Origin of the sequence: Collinsella sp. TF07-1 (genome assembly GCF_003437235.1) — a bacterium.
Taxonomy (GTDB): domain Bacteria; phylum Actinomycetota; class Coriobacteriia; order Coriobacteriales; family Coriobacteriaceae; genus Collinsella.
In genome coordinates this window covers 34,228-55,551 of the sequence record NZ_QSRV01000016.1, presented here as the reverse complement: position 1 = coordinate 55,551, position 21,324 = coordinate 34,228, and the positions used below count along the sequence as shown (strand labels likewise).

At 63.6% G+C, this 21,324-nt stretch carries 20 protein-coding genes, 1 other RNA gene and 1 pseudogene; 6 read left to right on the top strand and 16 right to left on the bottom strand.

What is annotated here, in order from left to right; all coding sequences use genetic code 11:
* Positions 1 to 85: 85 nt before the first annotated feature.
* A complete protein-coding gene (locus DXC67_RS07280; RefSeq protein WP_117637899.1) occupies positions 86 to 1,090 on the bottom strand; it encodes an AraC family transcriptional regulator in 1,005 nt (334 codons plus the stop codon).
* A 114-nt stretch (positions 1,091 to 1,204) separates the two neighbouring features.
* Between DXC67_RS07280 and DXC67_RS07275 the strand changes: the two genes are divergently transcribed.
* The 5 genes from DXC67_RS07275 (at position 1,205) to DXC67_RS07255 (ending at position 7,884) form a co-directional block, all read left to right on the top strand.
* On the top strand, positions 1,205 to 3,028 hold the full coding sequence (locus DXC67_RS07275) for an ABC transporter ATP-binding protein (protein ID WP_199410673.1): 1,824 nt from the start codon (positions 1,205 to 1,207) through the stop codon (positions 3,026 to 3,028).
* On the top strand, positions 3,029 to 4,786 hold the full coding sequence (locus tag DXC67_RS07270; protein WP_117637898.1) for an ABC transporter ATP-binding protein: 1,758 nt from the start codon (positions 3,029 to 3,031) through the stop codon (positions 4,784 to 4,786). It begins immediately after the preceding gene.
* Positions 4,787 to 4,981: 195 nt separating this feature from the next.
* Complete coding sequence (locus DXC67_RS07265) at positions 4,982 to 5,227, top strand: DUF6110 family protein (protein WP_055250999.1); 246 nt, start codon at positions 4,982 to 4,984, stop codon at positions 5,225 to 5,227.
* 78 nt (positions 5,228 to 5,305) lie between these two features.
* Positions 5,306 to 7,321, top strand: a complete 2,016-nt coding sequence (locus DXC67_RS07260) for a heavy metal translocating P-type ATPase (protein WP_233503199.1) — start codon at positions 5,306 to 5,308, stop codon at positions 7,319 to 7,321.
* A 74-nt stretch (positions 7,322 to 7,395) separates the two neighbouring features.
* The gene (locus DXC67_RS07255; RefSeq protein ID WP_158551315.1) at positions 7,396 to 7,884 is read left to right on the top strand and encodes a PIN domain-containing protein; all 489 of its coding nucleotides are present in this window, start codon (positions 7,396 to 7,398) and stop codon (positions 7,882 to 7,884) included.
* Positions 7,885 to 7,942: 58 nt separating this feature from the next.
* Here the strand turns inward: DXC67_RS07255 and DXC67_RS07250 are convergent, their stop codons facing one another.
* Positions 7,943 to 8,377: a hypothetical protein gene (locus DXC67_RS07250; RefSeq protein WP_117637895.1), complete on the bottom strand. Its 435-nt coding sequence runs from the start codon at positions 8,375 to 8,377 to the stop codon at positions 7,943 to 7,945.
* A 239-nt stretch (positions 8,378 to 8,616) separates the two neighbouring features.
* Between DXC67_RS07250 and ssrA the strand changes: the two genes are divergently transcribed.
* Positions 8,617 to 8,980: a transfer-messenger RNA gene (gene ssrA, locus DXC67_RS07245) on the top strand.
* Positions 8,981 to 9,085: 105 nt separating this feature from the next.
* Here the strand turns inward: ssrA and DXC67_RS07240 are convergent.
* From DXC67_RS07240 to DXC67_RS07180, 14 genes and pseudogenes are all read right to left on the bottom strand, one after another.
* Positions 9,086 to 9,397: a hypothetical protein gene (locus DXC67_RS07240; protein ID WP_117637894.1), complete on the bottom strand. Its 312-nt coding sequence runs from the start codon at positions 9,395 to 9,397 to the stop codon at positions 9,086 to 9,088.
* A 3-nt stretch (positions 9,398 to 9,400) separates the two neighbouring features.
* A complete protein-coding gene (locus DXC67_RS07235; RefSeq protein WP_117637893.1) occupies positions 9,401 to 10,213 on the bottom strand; it encodes an N-acetylmuramoyl-L-alanine amidase in 813 nt (270 codons plus the stop codon).
* A gap of 3 nt (positions 10,214 to 10,216) precedes the next feature.
* Positions 10,217 to 10,522: a hypothetical protein gene (locus tag DXC67_RS07230; protein ID WP_117637892.1), complete on the bottom strand. Its 306-nt coding sequence runs from the start codon at positions 10,520 to 10,522 to the stop codon at positions 10,217 to 10,219.
* Positions 10,523 to 10,535: 13 nt separating this feature from the next.
* Entirely contained in the window at positions 10,536 to 10,949 is a 414-nt protein-coding gene (locus tag DXC67_RS07225) for a hypothetical protein (RefSeq protein WP_117637891.1), read from the bottom strand.
* A gap of 86 nt (positions 10,950 to 11,035) precedes the next feature.
* Entirely contained in the window at positions 11,036 to 11,281 is a 246-nt protein-coding gene (locus DXC67_RS07220) for a hypothetical protein (RefSeq protein WP_117637890.1), read from the bottom strand.
* Between the two features lie 18 nt (positions 11,282 to 11,299).
* Positions 11,300 to 12,481 carry an RNA-directed DNA polymerase gene (locus tag DXC67_RS07215; RefSeq protein WP_233503198.1) on the bottom strand — a complete coding sequence of 394 codons (1,182 nt, stop codon included), beginning with the start codon at positions 12,479 to 12,481 and terminating at the stop codon, positions 11,300 to 11,302.
* A gap of 192 nt (positions 12,482 to 12,673) precedes the next feature.
* A pseudogene (locus tag DXC67_RS10645) lies at positions 12,674 to 12,811 on the bottom strand (DUF6273 domain-containing protein); the annotation flags it as partial.
* 34 nt (positions 12,812 to 12,845) lie between these two features.
* Positions 12,846 to 13,316, bottom strand: coding sequence for a hypothetical protein (locus DXC67_RS07210; protein ID WP_233503197.1), 471 nt, complete (start codon positions 13,314 to 13,316; stop codon positions 12,846 to 12,848).
* Positions 13,317 to 13,421: 105 nt separating this feature from the next.
* Positions 13,422 to 14,330, bottom strand: coding sequence for a DUF6273 domain-containing protein (locus DXC67_RS07205; RefSeq protein ID WP_117637889.1), 909 nt, complete (start codon positions 14,328 to 14,330; stop codon positions 13,422 to 13,424).
* A 12-nt stretch (positions 14,331 to 14,342) separates the two neighbouring features.
* A complete protein-coding gene (locus tag DXC67_RS07200) occupies positions 14,343 to 15,245 on the bottom strand; it encodes a BppU family phage baseplate upper protein (RefSeq protein ID WP_117637888.1) in 903 nt (300 codons plus the stop codon).
* 3 nt (positions 15,246 to 15,248) lie between these two features.
* Positions 15,249 to 15,569, bottom strand: coding sequence for a hypothetical protein (locus tag DXC67_RS07195; RefSeq protein ID WP_117637887.1), 321 nt, complete (start codon positions 15,567 to 15,569; stop codon positions 15,249 to 15,251).
* A gap of 21 nt (positions 15,570 to 15,590) precedes the next feature.
* Positions 15,591 to 18,143, bottom strand: coding sequence for a phage tail spike protein (locus tag DXC67_RS07190; protein WP_117637886.1), 2,553 nt, complete (start codon positions 18,141 to 18,143; stop codon positions 15,591 to 15,593).
* Positions 18,143 to 18,856: a distal tail protein Dit gene (locus tag DXC67_RS07185; RefSeq protein WP_117637885.1), complete on the bottom strand. Its 714-nt coding sequence runs from the start codon at positions 18,854 to 18,856 to the stop codon at positions 18,143 to 18,145. The genes DXC67_RS07190 and DXC67_RS07185 overlap by 1 nt, the downstream gene beginning before the upstream one ends.
* Positions 18,853 to 21,324 (bottom strand): phage tail tape measure protein, encoded by a 2,472-nt coding sequence (locus DXC67_RS07180; RefSeq protein WP_117637884.1) that lies wholly within the window; start codon positions 21,322 to 21,324, stop codon positions 18,853 to 18,855. Before DXC67_RS07180 ends, DXC67_RS07185 begins: the two co-directional genes overlap by 4 nt.

The following is a 21,324-nucleotide window of genomic DNA, read 5'->3' as shown; positions in this document are numbered from 1 at the left end:
TCGGTTCCGTAACGACTCGGCCGTTCGGGTCAGGCGGGGCTGAATGGAATTTGGCGAATGAGGGCGCCGTTGGCGCCTTCATTCTTTATATATGTTGGGAGCGCCAGGCGGTGGGGGTGGTGCCGGTGTGTTGCTTGAAGGCTTGGGCGAAGGCGGCCTGCTGAGGGTAGCCTAGACGCTCTGCAACCTGCGCTATCGTTAGCGAGCTGTCGGCCAAAAGGTCCTGTGCTCGCTCCATACGGCGTCTGCGGATGTAGGCGCCCAGGGACTCGCCAGTTTGGGCCTTAAAGGTGGCGCATAGTTTGGAGCGGCTTGTGTAGAGCCTCTCGGCCACTTCGTTGACACCCACACGCTTGCCTTTGTCGAGCGCGCACTCAATCATCGCCGTCGCTTCCTCGGCAATGGTTATGCTGGCGCGTGTGTCTGCCGCCCGCCGCGCCTGCTTGTGGGCCGCGCGCGAACAGGCGAGCTCCGCGACCATGGTCTCCACGATGCCTTGCATATAGACGTGTCCGCCTACGGTGCGGGCGCGGTCCTCGTTAATCCGGCGCAGCGTGTGGCAGATGGCAGACGTCGCCTCCTCGTGCCACGACTCGGCAAACGCTTCAAAGACTCCTGCGAACTCAGTGGGATACCGATGCTCCAGCTCGTCAAAATACCCGGGCAAAAAGAGCACCGAGCGCGAGTGATAAAGCTGCCCTGCAAACAGCGGACTTAGCTCCTCGCCGCAGCTATCTTGGATAAAGCTGCACACCGCGCTGTTCGGCCACGGTCCATGCAGGGGTTTAAGGTTCGCAGGCGTTATGCCGGCTTCGGGCATGCACATGAGCGTGGGCGCGCTGACCTCGCTCACGCACGCGTACGGTTCGGGTGTGTATTCGGCCAGGTACATATCGTGCGTCGGGGTAATGTAATGCTCCATGACGATGCAGGCAGGGGAGAGGGGCATGATCCATGCGCGTCCGTGCGCCCGATCGTTTGCCACCTCGCCGGTAAAGACGGCGCCCTTGCCGGTAAGCTCCAGGCCAAACTGCTCAAACTGCGGTGCATAGAGCTCGGTTATGTCGGTCGCTGCCCGCCGTATTTGCAAAAGCGTCCCTTTCCTTTGCAGAAACGTCCACGCCTGGCTCGATTGTGAGCCATGGCTAACACATCAATGATAAGTTCATTACGGTTAACTCTCAAGCCGTTAGAAAGGAATCTCATGGCAAAGGGATCAAAAAAGGAAGGCGGCGGTATCGGCGAGCTGCTTGCATATGCCGGCGACCGTAAATCCCTAACATATTTGGGCATGGCCCTCTCGGCGCTCTCGCAGCTGCTGAGCTTTGGCCCGTACGTGTGCATTTGGCTTGTCGCGCGCGATCTGATCGCCGTGGCACCTAACTGGAGCGAAGCCTGCGGCATCGCGACGTATGGCTGGTGGGCCGTGGGGTTTGCGCTGGCAAGCATCGTGGTCTATTTCGTGGGGCTCATGTGCACGCACCTGTCTGCGTTTCGCTGCGCGTCCAATATTCGCAAGACTACGAGCGAGCACCTGCTTAAGCTGCCGCTTGGCTACTTTAACACACACGCCACCGGTGAGCTGCGCCGTATCGTAGACGGATGCGCCGCTTCCACAGAGACTTTGCTCGCACACATGCTGCCCGATATCGCAGGCGCCGCCGCCATGGTCGTGGGCTTGCTCGTGCTGCTTTTCGCCCTCGATTGGCGCTTGGGCGCGGCATGCCTCATTTCGGTGGCCGTTTCGTTTTGCGCCATGGCCACCATGATGAGCGGCAAGGGCGCCGAGTTTATGAAGGCCTACATGGGCGCGCTGGTCAAGATGAACAAGACCGGCACCGAATACGTGCGCGGCATCCCCGTGGTCAAGGTGTTCCAGCAGACGGTCTACTCCTTTAAGGCGTTCCACGACGCGATCGCCGAATACGCCGACATGGCGCAAAACTATGCGGGCACGTTCTGCCGAGGCCCGCAGGTGCTCAACCTTACCGCGCTCAATGGTCTTGTGACATTCCTGTTGCCCGTGGCGTTGCTGTTGGCGCCGGGCGAGACGGACTTCGCGCATTTTATGGCCAACTTCACGTTTTACGCGATATTTTCGGCCGTGGTACCAACGGCCATGACCAAGCTCATGTTTGTGGGCGAGGCCTCTCAGATGAGTGCCGATTCGCTGGCTCGCATTCGAAGCGTCATGGATTCCAAGCAGCTCTCCGTGCCTGCCCAGCCCAAGCACCCCGCCGGCGGCGACGTGCGATTTGAGGACGTGAGCTTTACCTACGAGGGTGCCGAGGCACCTGCCGTCAACCATGTGAGCTTTAGCGTTTCTGCAGGTAGCACCCTCGCGTTGGTGGGTCCCTCTGGCGGCGGTAAGTCAACCTGTGCCAGTCTGATCCCGCGTTTTTGGGATGTTTCCGCAGGTCGTGTGCTCGTAGGCGGTGTAGACGTTCGCGACATGGATCCGCACGAGCTTATGGACCAGGTCGCCTTTGTGTTTCAGACCAACCAGCTGTTCCGGCAAACACTTGCCGATAACGTGCGTGCCTCCAAGCCTACAGCTACTGACGACGAAGTGCGCGCGGCCCTCTCCGCGGCCCAGTGCGACGATATCGTGGCCAAGCTCCCGCAGGGCATCGACACCATGCTCGGCGCCGGCGGGGCGTACCTTTCGGGCGGCGAGGTCCAGCGCGTGGCACTCGCCCGCGCAATCCTTAAGGACGCGCCCATCGTGGTGCTCGATGAGGCCACAGCGTTTGCCGACCCCGAGAACGAGGCGCTCATCCAGCGTGCCTTTAGCAAACTGGCGGCGGGTCGCACAGTCATTATGATCGCGCACCGGCTTTCGACCGTGGTGGGGGCCGACAAGATCGTGGTGCTCAACCAAGGTAGCGTGCAGGAGACTGGCACCCATGCCGAGTCGCTGTCCCAAGAGGGTCTGTATGCCAAGATGTGGGCCGAATACGAACAGGCCGCGAGCTGGAAGATCACTGCTGCCGCGGATGCCGCCGTCACGAAGGGGGGCGAGGCCTAAATGTTCGCCTCATTCCAAAAGAAGTATTTCCTATCCGATAAAGGCGTCGCCGGCGTAAAACGCGGCATTTTCTGGACCGCGCTCACCAATCTCATTACCATGGCCGGCATGGGCTTATTGTTCCTGGTCATGGCCGGTTTTGTCGAACATCTCGCCACCGGTGCCGACCTGCCGGATGCCCTGCCGATTGTGGGCGGCCTCCTGGTCTTTTTCGTGTTGCTCTTTGCCTCTAACTGGCAGCAGTATTACTACACCTACTGCATCTTTTACGAGGAGTGCGGCAAGCAGCGTATGGAGATTGCCGAGCGCTTGCGCAAGCTGCCGCTGTCGTTTTTTGGCCGTCGTGATCTGGCCGATTTAACCGAGACCATCATGGGCGACGTCCAGGCCATGGAGCACGCCTACAGCCACGTGCTGGGAGAGCTTTGGGGTGCCATCATCGCAAGCGCCATTGTGTTCGTGGCGTCGCTGTTCTTTTGCTGGCAGCTGGCGATCGCGGCGTTTTGGAGCGTGCCCGTGGCCTTTGCCGTGCTGTATCTGACACGCGGCCCCATGACCCCGGTGTTCGACCATGTGCGCGCCGAGAAGGTCAAGGTTACCGAGGCGATCCAGGAGACGCTTGACTGCGTGCGCGAGATCCGCGCCACCAACCAGGAGGCTCATTATCTTGAGGGGCTCAACGCCGTGATCGATGCCGAGGAGCGCGAGACCACCAGAGGCGAGCTCGCCAATGGGCTTTTGGTCAACTCCGCCTTTGCCATCCTGCGCCTGGGGATTGCCACCACGTTGGTCACGGGCGCTGCGATGGTCGCCTCCGGCCAGGTCGACTTTTTGATGATGTTTGCCTTCCTGCTTATGGTGAGCCGCATCTATGCGCCCTTTGATCAGGCGCTGATGCTGATGTCCGAGCTGTTTGCCGCCGAGTCGTCGGCCAAGCGCATGCGTTCCATCATGGAAGAGCCCGTGGCGCGGGGCAGCGAGCAGTTTGAGCCCGTAGGCCACGATGTGGTGTTCGATCATGTGGCATTTGGCTATGGTGCGGGCGAGGACGGCCGCGCCGGCGAGAAAGTTCTTACCGATGTGAGCTTTACCGCCAAGGAAGGCGAGGTCACGGCACTGGTCGGTCCTTCGGGCTCCGGTAAGTCCACGGTGAGCCGCCTGGCCGCGCGCTTTTGGGACGCCACCGAAGGCACGGTCACCGTGGGCGGCGTGGATGTTGCGAGCGTGGATCCCGAGGTGTTGCTGCGCGACTACGCCATTGTGTTCCAAGACGTGCTGCTCTTTGACGACACGGTGATGGGAAACATCCGTCTTGGTCGTCGCGATGCCACCGATGAGGAAGTGCTTGCTGCCGCGCGTGCCGCCAACTGCGACGAGTTTGTGAGCCGCATGCCGCAGGGCTATGACACCATGATCGGCGAGAACGGCTCCAAGCTGTCCGGCGGTGAGCGCCAGCGCATCTCTATCGCCCGTGCGCTGCTCAAAGACGCGCCTATCGTGCTGTTGGACGAGGCGACGGCGAGCTTGGATGTGGAGAACGAGACCGTGGTTCAGCAGGCGCTCTCCCGTCTGCTTGCAGGTAAGACGGTTATCGTTATTGCCCACCGTATGCGTACGGTGGAAAATGCCGACAAAATCGTTGTACTCAAGGATGGTGTGGTTGCCGAGCAGGGCACTCCGGCGCAGCTCAAGGCGGCAGGTGGAGAATTCGCCCGCATGGTGGCGCTGCAAAAGGAAGCAGCTACCTGGCAGTTGTAAGAAGGGGCAAAGGGACAGTCTCTTTGTCACATTGACAATCGGTTACTCCGCATCGTTAATTTTCAAAAGGTTAGCCATGGCTGACCTAGATAGTTAGATAAAATTGAGATATTTCAAAAGCGTGCTCGAGCAAACTTGTTTACTCGGGTGCTGAGGCACCATGCCGCGTCCAATGCGGCAAAAGGGAGAGACATCATGAAGAAGTCCACGTTCAACACCCTGCTTGTTGGTGGCGGTTTTCTGCTTGGTACGGCTGGCATCAAGCTGCTCACCAGCGCTCCGGTAAAGAACGCCTGCGTGCAGGGTATCGCGTGCGGCATGCGCATCAAGAACGGCTACCAGGACATGGTCGAGCAGGCCAAGGCTAATGTCGACGACATGGTTGCCGAGGCGGCCTACATCACCCAGAGCGAGGCCGCTGCTGACGAGGCAGCCGAGTAACGCTCCCAGGCACAAACTATGAGATTCTCGATTATCAGCGAGATCCCCGGCAGGACCCGTCTTCAATTGGCGGGTCCTGTGCCAGAGAGCGATCTCGATGCACTTCTTAAGCTCAGCGGCGATATCGACGGCGTGCACAAGGTGCGCGTATATGGCCGTATTGGCCAGATGGCGCTCGAATACGACGAGCCACGTCGCGCGAGCGTGCTCGACGCCTTGGGCGCACTCGATGCTCAAGCTATCGCCGATGCCAAGTCGGGCTATGTGATGCAGCTTGAGCCGCGCAAGCACAAACTCGTTATGGACCTGGCGACACTCGTCGGCGCCCACTACGCGCGCCGCTGGTTCTTGCCGACGCCTCTGCGTGCGGTGTTTGTCGTGGCCGGTTACATGGCATTTTTGCGCGCTGCCCTTCATGAGCTGGCGCAGCCGCGCCTGACCGTTCCCGTGCTCGACGCTTCGGCCATCGGCATTTCGTTCGTCAAGCGTGATGTCGACACCGCGGGCCAGACAATGTTCCTGCTCAACGTGGGCGAGCTGCTCGAGGACTACACCCGCGCCATGAGCGAAAACGAGCTCATCAACTCGCTGCTCGATGTACCCGACAAGGCGCAAAAGGTCGTCGGCGATACCGAGGTAAGTGTTGCCGCCACCGAGCTTGAGCCCGGCGACTTGGTGGCCGTGCGCACTGGCATGTCCATTTGCATCGACGGTGTCGTCGAGCAGGGGAGCGCTATGGTCAACCAGGCGACCCTGACCGGCGAGCCGCTGGCCGTTGAGCGCAGCGTGGGCGACGACGTGTTCGCCGGTACCGTCGTGGAAGACGGCAGCATCTTGGTGCGCGTGCGCGCCAACACGGCGCAGACCAAACTGCGCTCGATCGTCTCGCTCGTGCAGACGGCCGACTCGCTCAAGTCCGAGGGCCAGTCGCATATGGAGGACCTCGCCAACAAGATCGTCCCGTGGAACTTCCTGCTCGCGGGCCTGGTTGCGCTCACCACGCGCAGCCTTATCAAGACCTCGGCGGCGCTGATGGTCGACTACTCGTGCGCACTCAAGCTCACGGGTTCCGTCGCCGTCATGACCGCCATGAGCGATGCCGCCAAGATGGGCGTCATGGTCAAGGGCGCGAAGTACTTTGAGTCGTTTGCCAAGGCTGACACCATCGTGTTTGATAAGACCGGCACGCTTACTGAGGCGCAGCCGCGCCTGGCTTGCGTGCTGACGACAGATGGCTGGAGCAAGGACGAGGTCCTGCGCCTTTCCGCTTGCTTGGAGGAGCATTTCCCGCATCCGGTGGCGCGTGCCGTGGTCAACGCCGCCCTCGAGCGCGGGCTCGAGCACCGCGAGCGCCATGCCGCGGTCGAGTACATCGTGGCGCACGGCATCGCTTCGTCCATCGAGGGGCGTCGCGCCATTATCGGTTCGGCGCACTTTGTATTTGAGGACGAGGGTGCGCAGCTCGAGTCCGACATCAAGGAGCAAATCGAGCTCCAGATGCAAGGCCTGTCGCCGCTGTATCTGGCGGTCGACGGCAAGGTCGTCGGCGTGCTCGGCATCGAGGATCCGCTCAAGGCCGGGGTCCGTGAGGCCATCGCCGACCTACATGCGCTGGGCGTCAAGCATGTCGTTATGCTCACGGGCGATTCGGAGCGCACGGCCGAGCGCATTGCGCGCGAGGCGGGTGTCGACGAGTTTAAGGCCGAGCTGCTGCCCGAGGACAAGTACGCCTATGTGGAGCGCATTAAGGGTGAGGGGCGCCACGTTGCCATGGTGGGCGACGGCGTCAACGATTCGCCGGCACTCGGTTTGGCCGACGTGGGGCTGGCAATGGGTGGCGGAAGCGACATCGCCAAGGAGGTCGCCGATATCATCCTGACCGACACGGATCTGGCCGCGATCGTGCGTTTGCGCCGCATGAGCCAGGGCCTCATTGATCGTCTGACGAGCTCCTACTCTAAGGTGATGCTCACCAACTCGGCGCTGTTGGCATTGGGTATTACCGGCGCGATTACCCCGCAGACGTCGTCACTGCTGCACAACGGCTCGACGATTGCCTACAGCCTGAGCAACGCGAAGGCTTACCTGCGTTAGCAGACGTGTTCGCCCACGTTATCTGGCCTGCGCCCAGACGGCATCGGTGTCGTCCGGGCGCAGGTCTTTTGCATTTGGATGCCAACGTATGGGTTGATTCGTTTTGCGCCGACCATGCCGAGTCGCTTGCCGCGCGTGCGTTTATTGGGCAGGCGACGGAGATGGGGGCGTTGCTGTTCTTTCCGGTGCATATCGCCAAGGACGTGCTGTACGTTGTCCAGCACGAACTGAAGCGTAGCGTTCTTGCCAGCGGGGGAGCGCTCGACGAGGCATCTGCCCGTGCAATTGGCGATGCGGCGTTGGCGTTTGTTCGGAACATGACCGAAAACGCCACGGCCGTGGGTGCGGATGCGTCGGACCTTTGGCTGGCCGACAAATTCTTAGCACTCCATCGCGATTACGAGGACAACTTGGTGCTCGCCGCGTGCAAGCGCGCGCAGGTCGATTACTTGGTGACCAACGATCGCAAGCTGCTCGAACATGCCGATCTTGCAGCAAAGACACCTTGTCAAATGATGCCGATTCTTGCCTTGGCCGAACGCGGCGGCGCGGCAATCGGTTGACGCGAACTGTTTGCGGGCCTCTTGGACGACGATGCGCCAAGGGGCCCGCGTCTGCTATTTACAAAAGCTCGGCCTTAATGGCGGGACTTTCTGCGAGCTGCTCGGCTGCCTTTTCGTCGGAGCTGTCGAGTGCTGCCAGACTGCGGTAGACCCACTCGTTGACCTGGGTGTTCTTGACGCCTGCGGTCTGCATGAGGGCGCCTACCTCGCGGATTGCTGCGAGCAGATCGGCTTTGGGACCCGCGAGCTCGAGCTCGATACCGTGGTAGGCGGCCACGCCGCGGTTCTCACTCACGTGGTCGATAAAGCCCTCGACGGTCTCAAGCTGCTGGGCGAGAGCTGCATCATCGTCAACGTCCAGCGCGACGAGTGCGTTCGATACCGTGAGGGCGGGATGTCCGCAGGGGACAAAGCCCTCGATGACATCCATAGCTTCGGTAATGGTTGAGCCCAGGCCTGCGAGGGCATCGACGAGTTGCTGCTTGGTATCCATAACGGTCCTTTCGACGGGTCAATTTTGCTTGGCGAAAATATACGTGACGCGATCGGTAACAAAAGTGCGAAGTGCGGCGCACATTGGGGTCTTCACAGCTCGTGCATAGAACAGCTGTCCGCTTTCAGAACGTGGTAAGATAACACTCCACAAGCGGGGCTCGCCCCGTATGTTCCTTGAAAAGTCGACGGTTATCGGGTGTTTGCAGGCCCGATACCATCCAGACTTTCCCGACATTCGGGGGCGACTGGTTTCGACACGATAGCTCTGAGAGAGGAAGCAAGCCGAGGTCTCCTCGCCTCGTTAAACAGGGGTACCGTCAAATTGAATTGACAACAACTCTTCTTTTGAGCCTATGGCTCTCGCTGCTTAATTTATAGCGGCGCGTCAACCCGGTGATTTCCCCGACACCGGCGCGACGTCATGTTAGGGGAATGCTCCTGCGCACGTAATCGGTATGGCGCAGGCTAAGACTGAACCGGTTAGGACGCCGCGAGCGTGTCGCTGCGCGCAAAGCGTCCGAGACTAAACCAGCGACTGAGCTTGGAGATGCCAATCAGGGGGCTTTCGTGGACCGGAGTTCGATTCTCCGCGCCTCCACCAACTGTTCAGTAGGCGAACACATACGCGTGTTCGTCGTTAGGCGGGCGTTCGTATTGCTCGTCAGATAGAAAGAAGCCGCTCCATACGGGGCGGCTTCTTTGCGTTCTAGGCCTGCGGCATGATTTCCTGCTCGCCGTCCTCGTCCATGTACGGCATGAGGAACACGCCGCCCTGCTCGGTGGTCAGCAGCAGATACTCGCGGTTGTGCTCGTCGCACACGATTTCCTGGCCGATGCCCTCGGGCAGGTCGTATATGGGGCCGTCCGTGCGGGCTTGCCTCACGGTCACGTCTTGCGCTCCCATGGCCTGCGACGCGCAGCTTGCGGCGGCCAGGACGATGAACAGCAGGACGACCGCCGCGAGGATGGGGCCGCACCCGCCGTTGCGCTCCTCGTCTGCGGGGCTCGGGTACGGCATGGCCTATCCCACCTTCACCAGATAGTCGTCGGCCTCTGGCTTGCCCGTGGCCTTGCCCACGGCGATGTAGCGCGTTGCGCCGCTGTAGCCCGTGTATCGGCCCCACACGTAGCCGTCGGCGATCTTGTACCAGTTATCCAGCGTCACGGTCTCGCCGCCGGAATAGTGCGCCACCTCGGTGCCGCCCAGGCCGGGGGCGTCGCGCACGCGCAGGTAGTCCACAGTGCAGCGGTAGGTGCCGCCGAAGTTCTCGGTCGTTTCCTGCTGCGCAGGCTGCGGCTGCGGGACGGCTGCGGGGGCGCTTCCAGCAGTGATGCCGAAGCATTCCAGGTAGATGCGCGCCAGCTCGTCCAGGTTGCCGTTGAACTTCTCGCGGTCGCCGTCGTTGTCGATGAAGCCGTTCTCGCACAGGCGGTAGTTGATGCCGCGCGCGGCGGCTCGGTTCGGGTTCTCGATGTCGGAACGGCGCACCAGCTTCTCGGAGCGCCCGGGCATGAACGCCGCCAGCTTGTCGGCCAGCGCATTGTCGTACTCGTCAGGCTCAAAGCCCTCCTTGATGATGACGTGCGCGCCGTGGGCCGTGGCGATGCCGCTGGCGTCCATGTGCAGCTCCACCACCGGCGCGTCGGTGCTCAGGCGGTTAAGCCCGCCGTCGGCGTACCAGTTGCGGGACGTATCGCCCAGCTCGACCTCGGAACCGCCCAGTTCCTTGATTCGCTGGCCCAGGGCGCGAACGCGCTCGGCCTCGGTGCAGCCTCCTGCGCAGCAGCCGGGGTCGCCAGCGCCGTGGCCGCAGATGATGAACAGTTTAGCCATTGCCTACTCCTTCCCGCCTACGGTCACGCCCAGCAGGGCGTCGAGCCACTTGGATGTGATGCCTACCGACTTGAACAGCGTGTAGGCCGCCTGCACGCCGCCTACCACGGCGAAGGCGCACGTGACCCATGCGCCCGGGTCTGCGGGCACGCCGCCCACGAAGCCGGTCACGACGCCCGCCAGGAGCGAGCAGCCCAGCGCCAGGATGCGCGCGGCCTTGCCGGTCATGGCCTCGGTCTTGATCAGCTGCACCGCGAACGGCACGGCGAAAGACAGCACGATGGCTGCGATTGCTTGCATTTCTGTCATTTCGGATTCCTTTCTATCGAGCCGATTCCTTGTAGAGCAGGTCAACGCGGTCGGCGATGTGGTCGACCTTCGCCGCCATGCCCTGGCTGCGCGCCTGGCTGTTCGCCAGGTCGGCGTGCAGCACCTCATTGGAGGTCACGACGGACTCCATGAGCGCCTTCATAGCCTCCATCAGCGCGTTGCTGCGCTCCATCTGCGCGGCGATGCGGCCCTCCATCTGGCTGCGCTCGCGGTCGCGCTGCGCCCGCTCGTTCACCTCGTCCTGCTTTCGCTCTTCGCGCCTGAGGTCGATGTTCGCCTTGCGCTCGTTCTGGGCCTTGAACTCTTCGAGGAACTGCTTGCCGAAGTACAGGACCACTAGGACGAGCAGTGCGCCGAAAAGCGACCCGGGGCCGTACGGCGCGAAGATTTCCAGCACGTCGGTCATTCGTTTTCTCACCTCCTCGAATCGCTGCCGCGATTGTCCGCGAGGTGTCGCCGGGCAAAAGAAAAGCGCCCCCGAAGGGGCGCTCGCTACTCCTGCGGCGCTTCCGGCTGGTCGGGCTCCATGGCTTCCAGCTCGTTGATGCGGTCGCGCCACGTCTGGCGCTGCGAGATGATCTCGGCCACCTCCTTGGCAGCTGCGGCGATGGCCGAGAGCAGGTCGGTGATGGACGATGCGGAGAAGATGCGCTCCACCGCCTTCATGACCTTGTAGTCGCTCTGCTCAAGCTGCTGTTTGTAGCCGTTGATCTCCCCGGCGATTTCCTGTTCCGTCATGGGTCGCTCCTTCCGTTGCTAGGGTAGGGGCATGTTCCCATCCGTGTCGCCTCCAGGTTTGGATTGCATTGAGCAACCCTCCCCCGCGGGATTTCCGAACAGGCTGCGGTACAGCGCGTCCATGGCCCGCACGCTGCGGTGCGCGTCCAGCCGCTTCATGCCTCCGCGCCAGCTCTGGTAGCTCTGCTCCACCTGCTCGGGGGTCATGATGCCATCGGCGACCATGCGGGCCATCTTCTTGAGCTTGCGGCGCTCCCGCGTTATGGAGTCTCGACACGGCTTCACGACTATGCGACCCGTCTCCGTGTAGAAGATGCGCTTCTTCAGCCACGTGAACCCGCGCGTGAGCTTCACCACGCGCGTCTTGCGCGGGTTCAGCTCGATGCCCAGCTCGGCGCATTTGCCCTCTATCAGCAGCAGGCACACCTGCAAGTAGTCCTTGGACTCGTGTATCAGGTAGAAGTCGTCCATGTAGCGCCCGTAAGACTCGGGGCGCAGCATCTCGGTCACATAGTGGTCGATGCAGCTGGGGTGGGCCACGGCGCATATCTGGTTCGGCTCGCTGCCCAGCCCCAGGCCCACATCGCCCTGCGCGTCTATCAGGCGGTGCTCCAAGGCGACCACGCGCGGATCTAGCAGCGCGGAGGCCACCTGGTCTTTGACGGGTTGGTGCGCTATGCGCGCGAAGTAGTCGGAGAAGTCGCCCAGGAGGATGTAGCCCTCGCGGCCGTGCCGCCTCCAGTGGTCGGCCAGGTGGCGCTTGAGCAGCTTCAGGGCGTAGTCGGTGCCGCGCCCCTTGATGTTCGCGGAGTTCGCGGCTATGAGGGTGGGCACGATCGCGGGCACGAGCGCGTTCTGCGACAGCGACTTCTGCACCACGCGCTCGGGGAAGTGCGCGGCGCTGATATGCCTCAGCTTGCCGCGCTCCCATAGGTCGAACCGTATGAAGCCCCGGCATATGTCGCGGCCCTCCAAAAGGTCGCGGCGGGACAGGACGGCGTTGCGCAGGTAGCTTCTCATGTACCTCTGCGTGGACGACTTCCACATGACGCCCCGCGCGGCCTGCTTTGAAGCCTTGCACAGGCTGTTGAGGTCGGCCACAGTCTCAAGCGTGCACGCCTTGACGCGCTCGGCCTTTGCCTTGGCCCGCTTCTCCTCGCGGCGCTTGCGGCGTGCGGCCCTTCTTTGCTCTGAGTTCATAGAGAGCACCCCGCACGGCTTGCAATGTGGCTCTGACAGCCGCTTGAGGTATGGCCATGAAACGCGGCGAAGCCACGGAGCGCCGCGCCATGCAAGCAGCGTCCGGCCACCCTCGCGGGGTGCGTATTTACGGGCGCATGCCCGATGGTCGCGCCTTCCTTCCTCTCCGCGCTCTGCTTTCGGCCCTGGGGCCTACTCGGTCTGGCAGTAAGGGAATCCGGGGCGGGGGCGAACCCAGACGTTCGTCGCCGAATTGTAGTTGGCATTGCCGTTGTTGTTGACGTAGCACACGTTGGACGAGGAGCCACCCATGACGGAACGCAACCACCAATTGTACCGATAAACAAGGCGCGACCGCCGCCCATTATAGCGAACGCAGGCGCTCTAGCTCGGCCTCGGCCTCGGCTATGCGCTCCTCGGTGGACTTCTTGCCCGTCACGCGCACGTTCTTGCGTGCGCCCTTCAGCAGCCTGATCTCCTCCTCGACCATGGCCGCCAGCTCCTCGAAGCGGTTGGCGTTCACCGGCAGGCCGATATCCATGAGGCACTGCATGTCCAGCATCAGCTGCTCGCAGTCCGCTATGGCCAGCGTCAGGTACCGCTTGCGCTCCAATGCGTTGAACGAGCTGTTGGGGTAGAAGCTGTCGGCGCGGTTGACGTTGTACACGATGCTGCGCGCCGTCTCCACCGTTGGCACGGCGTTGAGCAGCCGGTAGGCCTTCGGCACCACGGACGACGACGCCATCAGCTTGTTGACCTCCACGCGGATGGCGATTGCTTGAGTGAAAAACTTGTACTCGGAAACCTCACGGTTGCGCTGGTAGACGCCGCTCACATGCACCTCCTGGGGAAACTGGCGGAAAAAAACGGCCCGCTTCGCGGGCGAGAGGCGACCGCGCAAGGCGGTCGCCTAAAAGCAGAGTATAGAGCACTCGGCTGGCTAGCCGACGAGGAAGCCGGGGCGGGGGCGAACCCAGACGCTCGTCGCCGAACCGCAGCCGGCAATGCCGCCGTTGTTGACGTAGCACACGTCGGACGAGGAGCCACCCACGACGGAACGCAACCACCAACCGTACCGAGTTCCGTTGATTCGGTGCGCGGTGTCCCTGAACAGGTCCCACTGGCAGTCAAAGCCGACGCTGTAGCCCTTGGTGCCCCACACCGGGCATCCGTACACCTCCATCTCGGACAGCGAGAACACCTTGCCAATATCCTGCCAGCTCCACGAGTTGGAGTCGTTGAGCGCGCCGCTGGCGCTGTAACGCTTCTCAAGCAGGACGCGCTGGGTAAGCAGGTACTTGGTCAGCCCCTCGGGCAGGCACGCCTCGAAGGCCGTCTCCCACGCCTTGAGGTTGCTGTTGGGGTAGGGGCATTTCTGGTCGGCGGTGCCCTGGTTCGTGTTGGTCGTGTTCCACATCAGGAAGCTGTCGTTGGCAACGCCGGTCACGGTCTTGGCCACGGCGATGGGCGCGGAGGCCACGAAGGCGATGTGGTGGCCTTTGGAGCTGTCGCCGCAGCAGTAGTACGGGTCGAAGTGCGCCAGGAGGAAGCGCACGGACTGCTGGGCCGCCACGCCCGACGCGCTTACCAGCGGCACGTCGATGTAGTCTCCCACGCGCAGGCCCGCGAAGTTGCCGCTGGCGGCTCGCTTGTGCAGCGCGTCGTACACGCTGCCGCTGCCGATCTCTCCCGCCAGGATGGTGGCGATGTTCTGCCCGCCGTACTTGCCGATTTGGCCCTGGCGGTTGTACTCGGCGTTGTTGAGCGCCGTCTGCGCGTTGCTGCGCGCGGTATCGTCGATGACCTCGTAGCCGATGCCGCCCACCGACAGGGTTTTCGCTTGTGCCATTTCGTTGCCTTTCTACTTGAGGTTGAGGGTTGTGCCGGACGCCGTGCAGGTGCTCCCGAACGTGATGGTGCTGCCAGATGCACTGGCCTTGGAGGCGGGGCAGTACACGGTGCCGTCGTCGTAGATGAACGCGTCCGTGGCGTCGGCCAGCTTGCCGTACAGGTCGGCTATCTGCTGCTTCTGCTTGGCCATGTCCGAGCTGCCCGCGCTGCCCTGCGCCACGCTGTTGGCTATCTGCAGGGCGATGTTTGCCGCCGCGTCGGCGTTCGAGGCCGCGCCGTTTGCCGCAGCCGTGGCGGCTTGCGAGGCCGTCTTCAGCTGCGACGCCTCGGTCACGCGGTCGCTTTCCGCCGTGGCTCGCTTCTTCTCGGCCTCTGCGCGCTTGGTTTCGTCGGTCTGGCGTGCCTTCTCGTTCGTGGCGCGCTGGTTTTCCGCGCTCGCGCGGGAGGCCTCGGCCTTCTGCATCTGCGCGTTCAGCGCGCTCACGTCGGCTAGCTGCCCTTCGAGGTTCGCGATGATCGCCTCCACCGCATCGACGTACGGGCCGGATATCTCGCCCGACGCGCTCGCCGAGGGCAGCACGTTCACCAGGACGTTCTCGGTGGTGGCGTCCAGCCCTGCCGCGTTCCGCACGCGCACGTAGCACACCTTGAGCAGCCCGGCCACGCCGAAGACGGCGGGGTCGACCGTCACGGTGGCCACGTTGTCGCTGATGCCAGTGAACTGCTGCTCAACGTAGGTGTGGTCGGGCTTCGCAGCCATGAGGTGCACCTTGCAGCCCGTCAGGGCCGCCTTCTTGTCGCCGTCGTAGATGGCGGCCTTCAGGACCTCGGCGCTGTCGCCCTGGTGCACGGTGATGACGGGCGGCGCTATGTTGGTCTTCTTGAGGTTGAGCGTAAGCTCGTGCGTTGCCATGCCTCATTCCTTTCCTTCGGCCGCAAGTGTCCGCGATATGTCGCCGGGCTGCGCTCTGTGGACCCCGCATATCTCCTCGTCGGTGAGCGCCGAGAAGTCCACGGCGTTGGCCTCGCCGCCTTCCGCGTCCATGACGGCCACGGGGCTGGACACGAGCGTGAAGCCGCCCTTGCCGTCGAACTCGAACACGTCTTCCGATTCCACGATGGCCCGCGCCGTGGCCGGGTCGCTGATGCACTCGAACACCGGAAGCGCCTCGGGCGGCTTCGGCGCACCGTCGAGCGCCTGCGGCGCTTCGGGCTGCTGCACAAGGTGGTAGAACATTCCGTTTCCTCTCTCGCTGGTCTAGTTTCCCGTGATGCTGCTCATGCCGGTGATGATTCCGTTCACCACGTTGATGGTGCCCCACGTCCAGTTGTTGCCGTTGTTGGTGATGCACCCGATGAACTGCGTGGAGCCCGTGTACCCGTAGGTGCCGCCGCTGCTCGGACTGGTTCCTATGGCGAACTTCGGGGCGAGTATCCTGGCGGTGCCCGACGACCCAATGTCTGCGCGGCTGCTATCCAGGTACACGTAGTTGTTGGAGTTCTCCTGCAGCTTCACGTACGCCGAGCCGCCCGCGTTGCTGTTGCCGCTCCTCATGTACAGCTGCTCGTCGGGATGGCTCATGTAGCCCGCGTAGTAGGGGGTCGTCAGCCACGTCTGGCGGTAGTAGCGGTTGACTGCCAGGAAGCCGTAGCCGCAGGCGGATATGCCCACGCCGTCGGTCGAGCTCGCCGTGGGGCTGTCCTTCGCGTGGACGGCCTCGATGGTGCAGTACTCGGTCGAGCCGTTCACGAACGACGCTCCCGGGTTGTTGTTCGTCGTCGCGCCGGTGGTGATGTAGTTGGTTGACGACGTGCCGACCATGTTGCAGCGGAACATGGAGGTGCTGCCCGCCAGCACGGTGCCCGCGATGATGGAGCCGTTCTTGTCGTATATCTGGAAGCCGTTGGTGGCGTTGATGTAGACCCTGTTGCCGTTGCTGTCGGTCATGAAGATGGAGCCGTCGCGCAGGTAGAAGGCCCCGCTGTCGAGGTCCCAGTACGAGTTCCCGCCTTTGATGCGGCCCGTGGTCAGCTCGTCGGCGGTCACGCCGTCGCCGGTTATGGCCGTGCGCCACTTCCACGCGCCGCTGGAGTACTTGGAGTTGGCCACGCCGATGATTCCGCCGCCTATCTTGACGCACTTGGTGGCGCTCTCGGGCTTTTTGTCGTACACCAGGATGCCTTGGCCGGGCTCCTCGTACACCCAGCCACCCGTGGTGTTCACCTCGCTGTTGAGCATGTCAACGATCTTCTTGCGGATATCCGTCGGCAGCTGGTCGAGCTGTTTCTGCAGCCCATCCACCTCGCCCTCGGCGCTCGTCAGCCGTTCGTCCAACTTGCCCGTGACGCCTTCCAGGTACTCCTTGTTGGCCTCGTCTATCTGCTTGAGCACGCTCTCGCTTTGCTCTATCGACGTGTCGGTGTACAGGCGCAGCACCTCGTCCAGGGCCAGGTTGCCGTCGTCGGAGTACTTCTTCAGCGCCTCCTCCAGCGTGGTGTCCCCGTTGTCGGCGTACTCCTTGAGGGCCTTGTCCAGCTCGTCCCTTATCTGGTCGGTGTAGTCCTGGGCGGCGCCGCCGACCTCCTTGGCGTACGCCTTCTGGCGCTCCTCGGCGGCCGCCAGGCTCTCGCCCCATTTGCCGGTCGATGCCTTGTTCGAGGCGTTCACGGCCTCGGTCACGGTCGCCCGGATGGTCGAGGCGGTGGACTTGGCGGCCGACTTCTGCGCGGCCATCAGCTCGGCGACCGTCTGGTAGTTGCCGAACGTGTAGGTGACCTCGCCGGGGCGCAGCTGGTCCTCCACCACCTTGGTGATGCGCGTGCGCACGCGCAGCGGCGGGTCGTACACCTTGTCCACCACGGTCACCAGGTCGCCCTCGTCCGCGCCCTCGAAGCCCTCGCCGGCGCGCGCAAGCGCCACGGCGTCCACAGTGTAGGACACGGTGGGCACGCACGACTTCGCCAGCTGCGCCTCGGTGAGCTTCTTCAGCTCGGCGGCGTCCTCGCAGTCGGAGAACTCCACGTCGCCGAACACGTGCGCCTTGCCGCCCTTGCCGTCGGGCCGTCCCCAGCGCGCCAGCGCGTCGGCCGACCCCACCCAGTTCTGCCCGCCGTTCACGCCGCCGAAGGTCAGCTTGCGATCGTAGCCGCCCGTCAGGTTGCCGTCCTCGTCGGCGGTCTGCAGGGACTTGCCGTAGCCGTACAGGGCGGTACACACGTTGCCCTCGTCCACGCTGCGCTTGACGCTCACGAGGTCCTTGGCGTAGGTGAAACGCTTGCCGTTGTCCTCGCCGACCTGCTTGGCCATGCACACGCGGCGTGCGGTCACCTTGGTGCCGCTCACCTGGATTTCGAACGACAGCTCGCCGCCCCAAGTGTCTGCCACGTCGTGGATGGCCGCCCATGCGTTGGTGTGGTAGAAGTTCGTGCCGGCCTGCCCGAGGTCGGCCACGGTTCCGACCTGCCAGCGCGAGGAGGACAGCGCCGAGGCCAGCGCGGCGTAGGCGCTCACGTCGTAGGGGCGCTTGTCCTCCAGGTAGTCGCCCAGGAGCTCGATTTGCGCCGAGGTCGGGCAGTAGTACGTGTAGAGGATGCCCGCGCTTGCGCGCTCCTCCTCCACGCCGTCCACGATGTTCTCGTGCCAGCGGCCCTTGAGGTCGCGCCACACCAGGCGGTCGCCCTTGTCCAGGCGCGCCAGCGTTGTGATGCTCAGGGCGTTCTCGCCGTTGACCTCGCGCGTGTCCTCGCACTCGAACAGCGTCTTGATGGGTCCCTTGTACGCCTCCCAGCGGTCGCATGCCCACAGAATCATCAGCCCACGTACCTTTCCGTCCACTGTACCGTCGCGGTGCCGCTGGACAGCTTGAGGCTGTTGGCCCCCGGCTCCAGCGGGAAGAAGTCACTCTCGAAGGTCACGGGCGCGGGGCTGCCGTCCACCGTGGCCTGCGGGGCGGCCATGTCGATGACCACCGCGCTCGATGCCGTCACCGCCTTGTCGATCTGCACGAACTCGCCCGTGCCCATGTTCGTCAGCCGCAGCGCCGACGTGCTGCCGCCGGGCCTGACGGTCACGGTGGGGTAGGTGCGGAACGTCCCGCCCACCTGCACGCCCGAGGTGCCCGACACGGTTGCGCGCCCCTCGGCCCCGTAGGCCACGGGGTCGTATGCCGTGAACGTCAGCGTGGCCTCGCCGGTGTGCCACAACGTGTCGAGCGCGCCCGGCGAGGTCAGCACGGCCATGTAGCGCAGGCCCAGGTGCCTCTCGTCGTCCAGCCACAGCTCGGCCTCCTTGAGGCACAGCAGGCGCGAGGCCATGAGGCGGCGAAGGGCCGCCATATCGTCGGCGGGGCGTGCCCTCCAGGCCGCCGCCACGTCTATCGTCAGGGGTTTCAGCTCTGCGCGCATGAAGCGCGAGCCGGGCTGCCCGGGCACGTCGCGCGTGGCGATTTCGTACTCGGGCAGCAGCGAGCGGGTCACGAGCCGGGTGTCGAACCACGGCGCGAAGTCGAAGCCGTTGTATATCATGCGAAGCACTCCTGCCGTTTGATTTCCTTGGCTATCTGGCGGGAGATTTTCTCGATGTCGGCCTCCTCCCGCACGGTCGCGTACAGGTTGATTGTCACGTTCGTGTCGCCATGGGCCGCGCCGCCCTTGCCATCGAGCAGCTTGGCGATGCCCTCGGCCAGCGGGCGCGCGCCGCGCTCGTTGAACGGCACCACGCCCTCGGGGCCCGCCTCGCCGACGCCGATGACGCTGGGGCCGTTGAACACGCCGCCCTTGGCGTACCAGTCGATGCCAAAATGCGGCACGCTCGGCGGGTAGATGCTGAAGCTGCCGGAGATGGACAGGTGCGGCAGCTTCAGGTGGGGCAGCGACCACGAGAAGTTGAAGAACCCCTTGATGGAGTCGATGACGTTGCGCACGGTGTCGCGGGCGTTCTGTATCGGCGTCTCGATGGCGCTCTTGATGGAGTTCCACACGCTGCTCACGGTGTCCTTGGCGGCGTTGAACACGCTGGAGATCGTGTCGCGGATGCCGTTCACGATGCCGGATATGGTCGAGCTGATGCCGTTCCACACGTTCGACGCCGTGGTGCTCACGGCACCCCAAACGGAGTCCCACACGGCCTGTATCGCCGACAGCACCGCCGATATGGTGGAGCTGATGGCGTCGATGGCCGCGCCTATAGCCGAGGTGATGGCATCCCACACGCTGGAAGCGGTTGAGCTGACGGCACCCCACACCGTATCCCACACGCCCTGAATCACCTCAAGGGCCGCGCTTATCACGTCGCTCACGTATTGGATGTACGTGCCGACCGCACCGCATATGAGGCCCCACGCCGCCGTGATCACGCCGCCGAAGTTCTCCCAGACGAAGTTCCAGGGTATGAGCAGCGTCTCGATGGCTAGGTTGAGTATTTCCGCGAGCAGCATCACGGCCACCTGCACAACGTTGCAGATGCCGTCCCACACGCCCGCGAGCGTCGCGCCCAGCCCGGAGAAGAACGCGCCTATCGACTCGGCGACCCCGCCGGCAACGCCGACGGCCACCTGGAACGCGGCGCACACGGCATCCCACACGGCAGTCACGGCGTCGCGGAACTCCTCGCAGTTGTTCCACAGCAGCACCACGGCGGCGATGATGGCCGCTATTGCCGCTATCACGGGGTGCGCGGCTATAAGCCCCAGCGCGGCAGTGCCCGCCTTGCCTACGGCGGAGAAGGCAGCACCGATTTGCGGCACCACGCTGATGATGGTGCCGACGGTGGACAGCACCGGCCCGATGGCCGCCACTATGGCCGCTATGGCCAGCACGGCGGTCTGGCCGCCCTCGCCGATGCCGGCGAACCACTCGGAGAACGACTTGACGACGCCCGCCACGTTGGTGGCGATGTTTAGCAGCGGCTCGCCAAGCGGCTCGATGGAGCCCTGCAGCTCGCGCATGGCCTCCTGCGATTTCACGGCGAAGCTGTCGGAGGCGGCCTCCTGGGCCTGCTGCGCAGCGCCCGCCACGTCGCCGAAGCTGTCCTGCACGCCCGCCAGGGACTCGATCATGCCCATGGCATTGTCCTCGCCCAGCGAGGACCACAGGGTGGAGGCCAGCGCGGCCTTGTCGTACTCGTTTGGCATCTGCGTGAGGTCGCCCAGCACCGCCTGCAGCATGTCCTCGGCGGTGGCGCTGCCGTTCTTGAAGTTCTCGAAGACCTCCTGCGTGCCCTCGCTGAACGAGCCGATGGATTCCTCCATGCGGCCGTCGGACAGCGCCGTCAGGAACTCGTTGAGGTAGTCGCCCACCTTGTCCAGGTTGTACGCGCCGTTGGACGTGCCCGCTTCTAGCAGCGAGAAGTACTCGCTGGCGCTCATTCCCGCCTCGCCCCATCGCACGGAGTATTCGCTCAGGTTGTCGCCCAGCTCGTCGGTGTAGTTCAGGCCGCGCTGCATGCCCGCCGTCAGCAGGTCGCTGGCCTCGGTGGCGGACAGCCCGAAGCCCTCCATGAGGGCGTTGGTGCCGCGTATGGACTCGTTCACGTCTGCGCCGAAGGTGTCCGACAGCATGAGTGCGTTGGTGGTGACGGTCTGCAGGTCCTCGTCGGACACGTCGCGAAGGGTGGACTTGCACTGGATCAGCGCATCGTTGACCTCGTCCAGGGACTGGCCCCAGCCACCCTCGTATATGCGCTTGCCTATGCCGCTGAAACGCTCGGCCTCCTCGCCGGACACGCCGAACGCGGCGGCTATGCGGGCGTTGGCCTGCTCGTAGTCGCTGGCCACGCCGAATACGGCCTTGCCGGCGGCCACCACGGGCGCGGTCAGCGTCACCGTGGCGGCCGTGCCGGCCTTCTTGAACGAGGACGACAGCTTCGCGGCCTTCTCGTCGCCCTCGGTTATGTTCTTCCAGGAGATGCCCTGGAGGTCGCGCTCCAGGGCCTTGATGTTCTTGGATATGTCAACGGTGTCGAGCACCGCTTTGATGATGACGTTGCCGTCCAT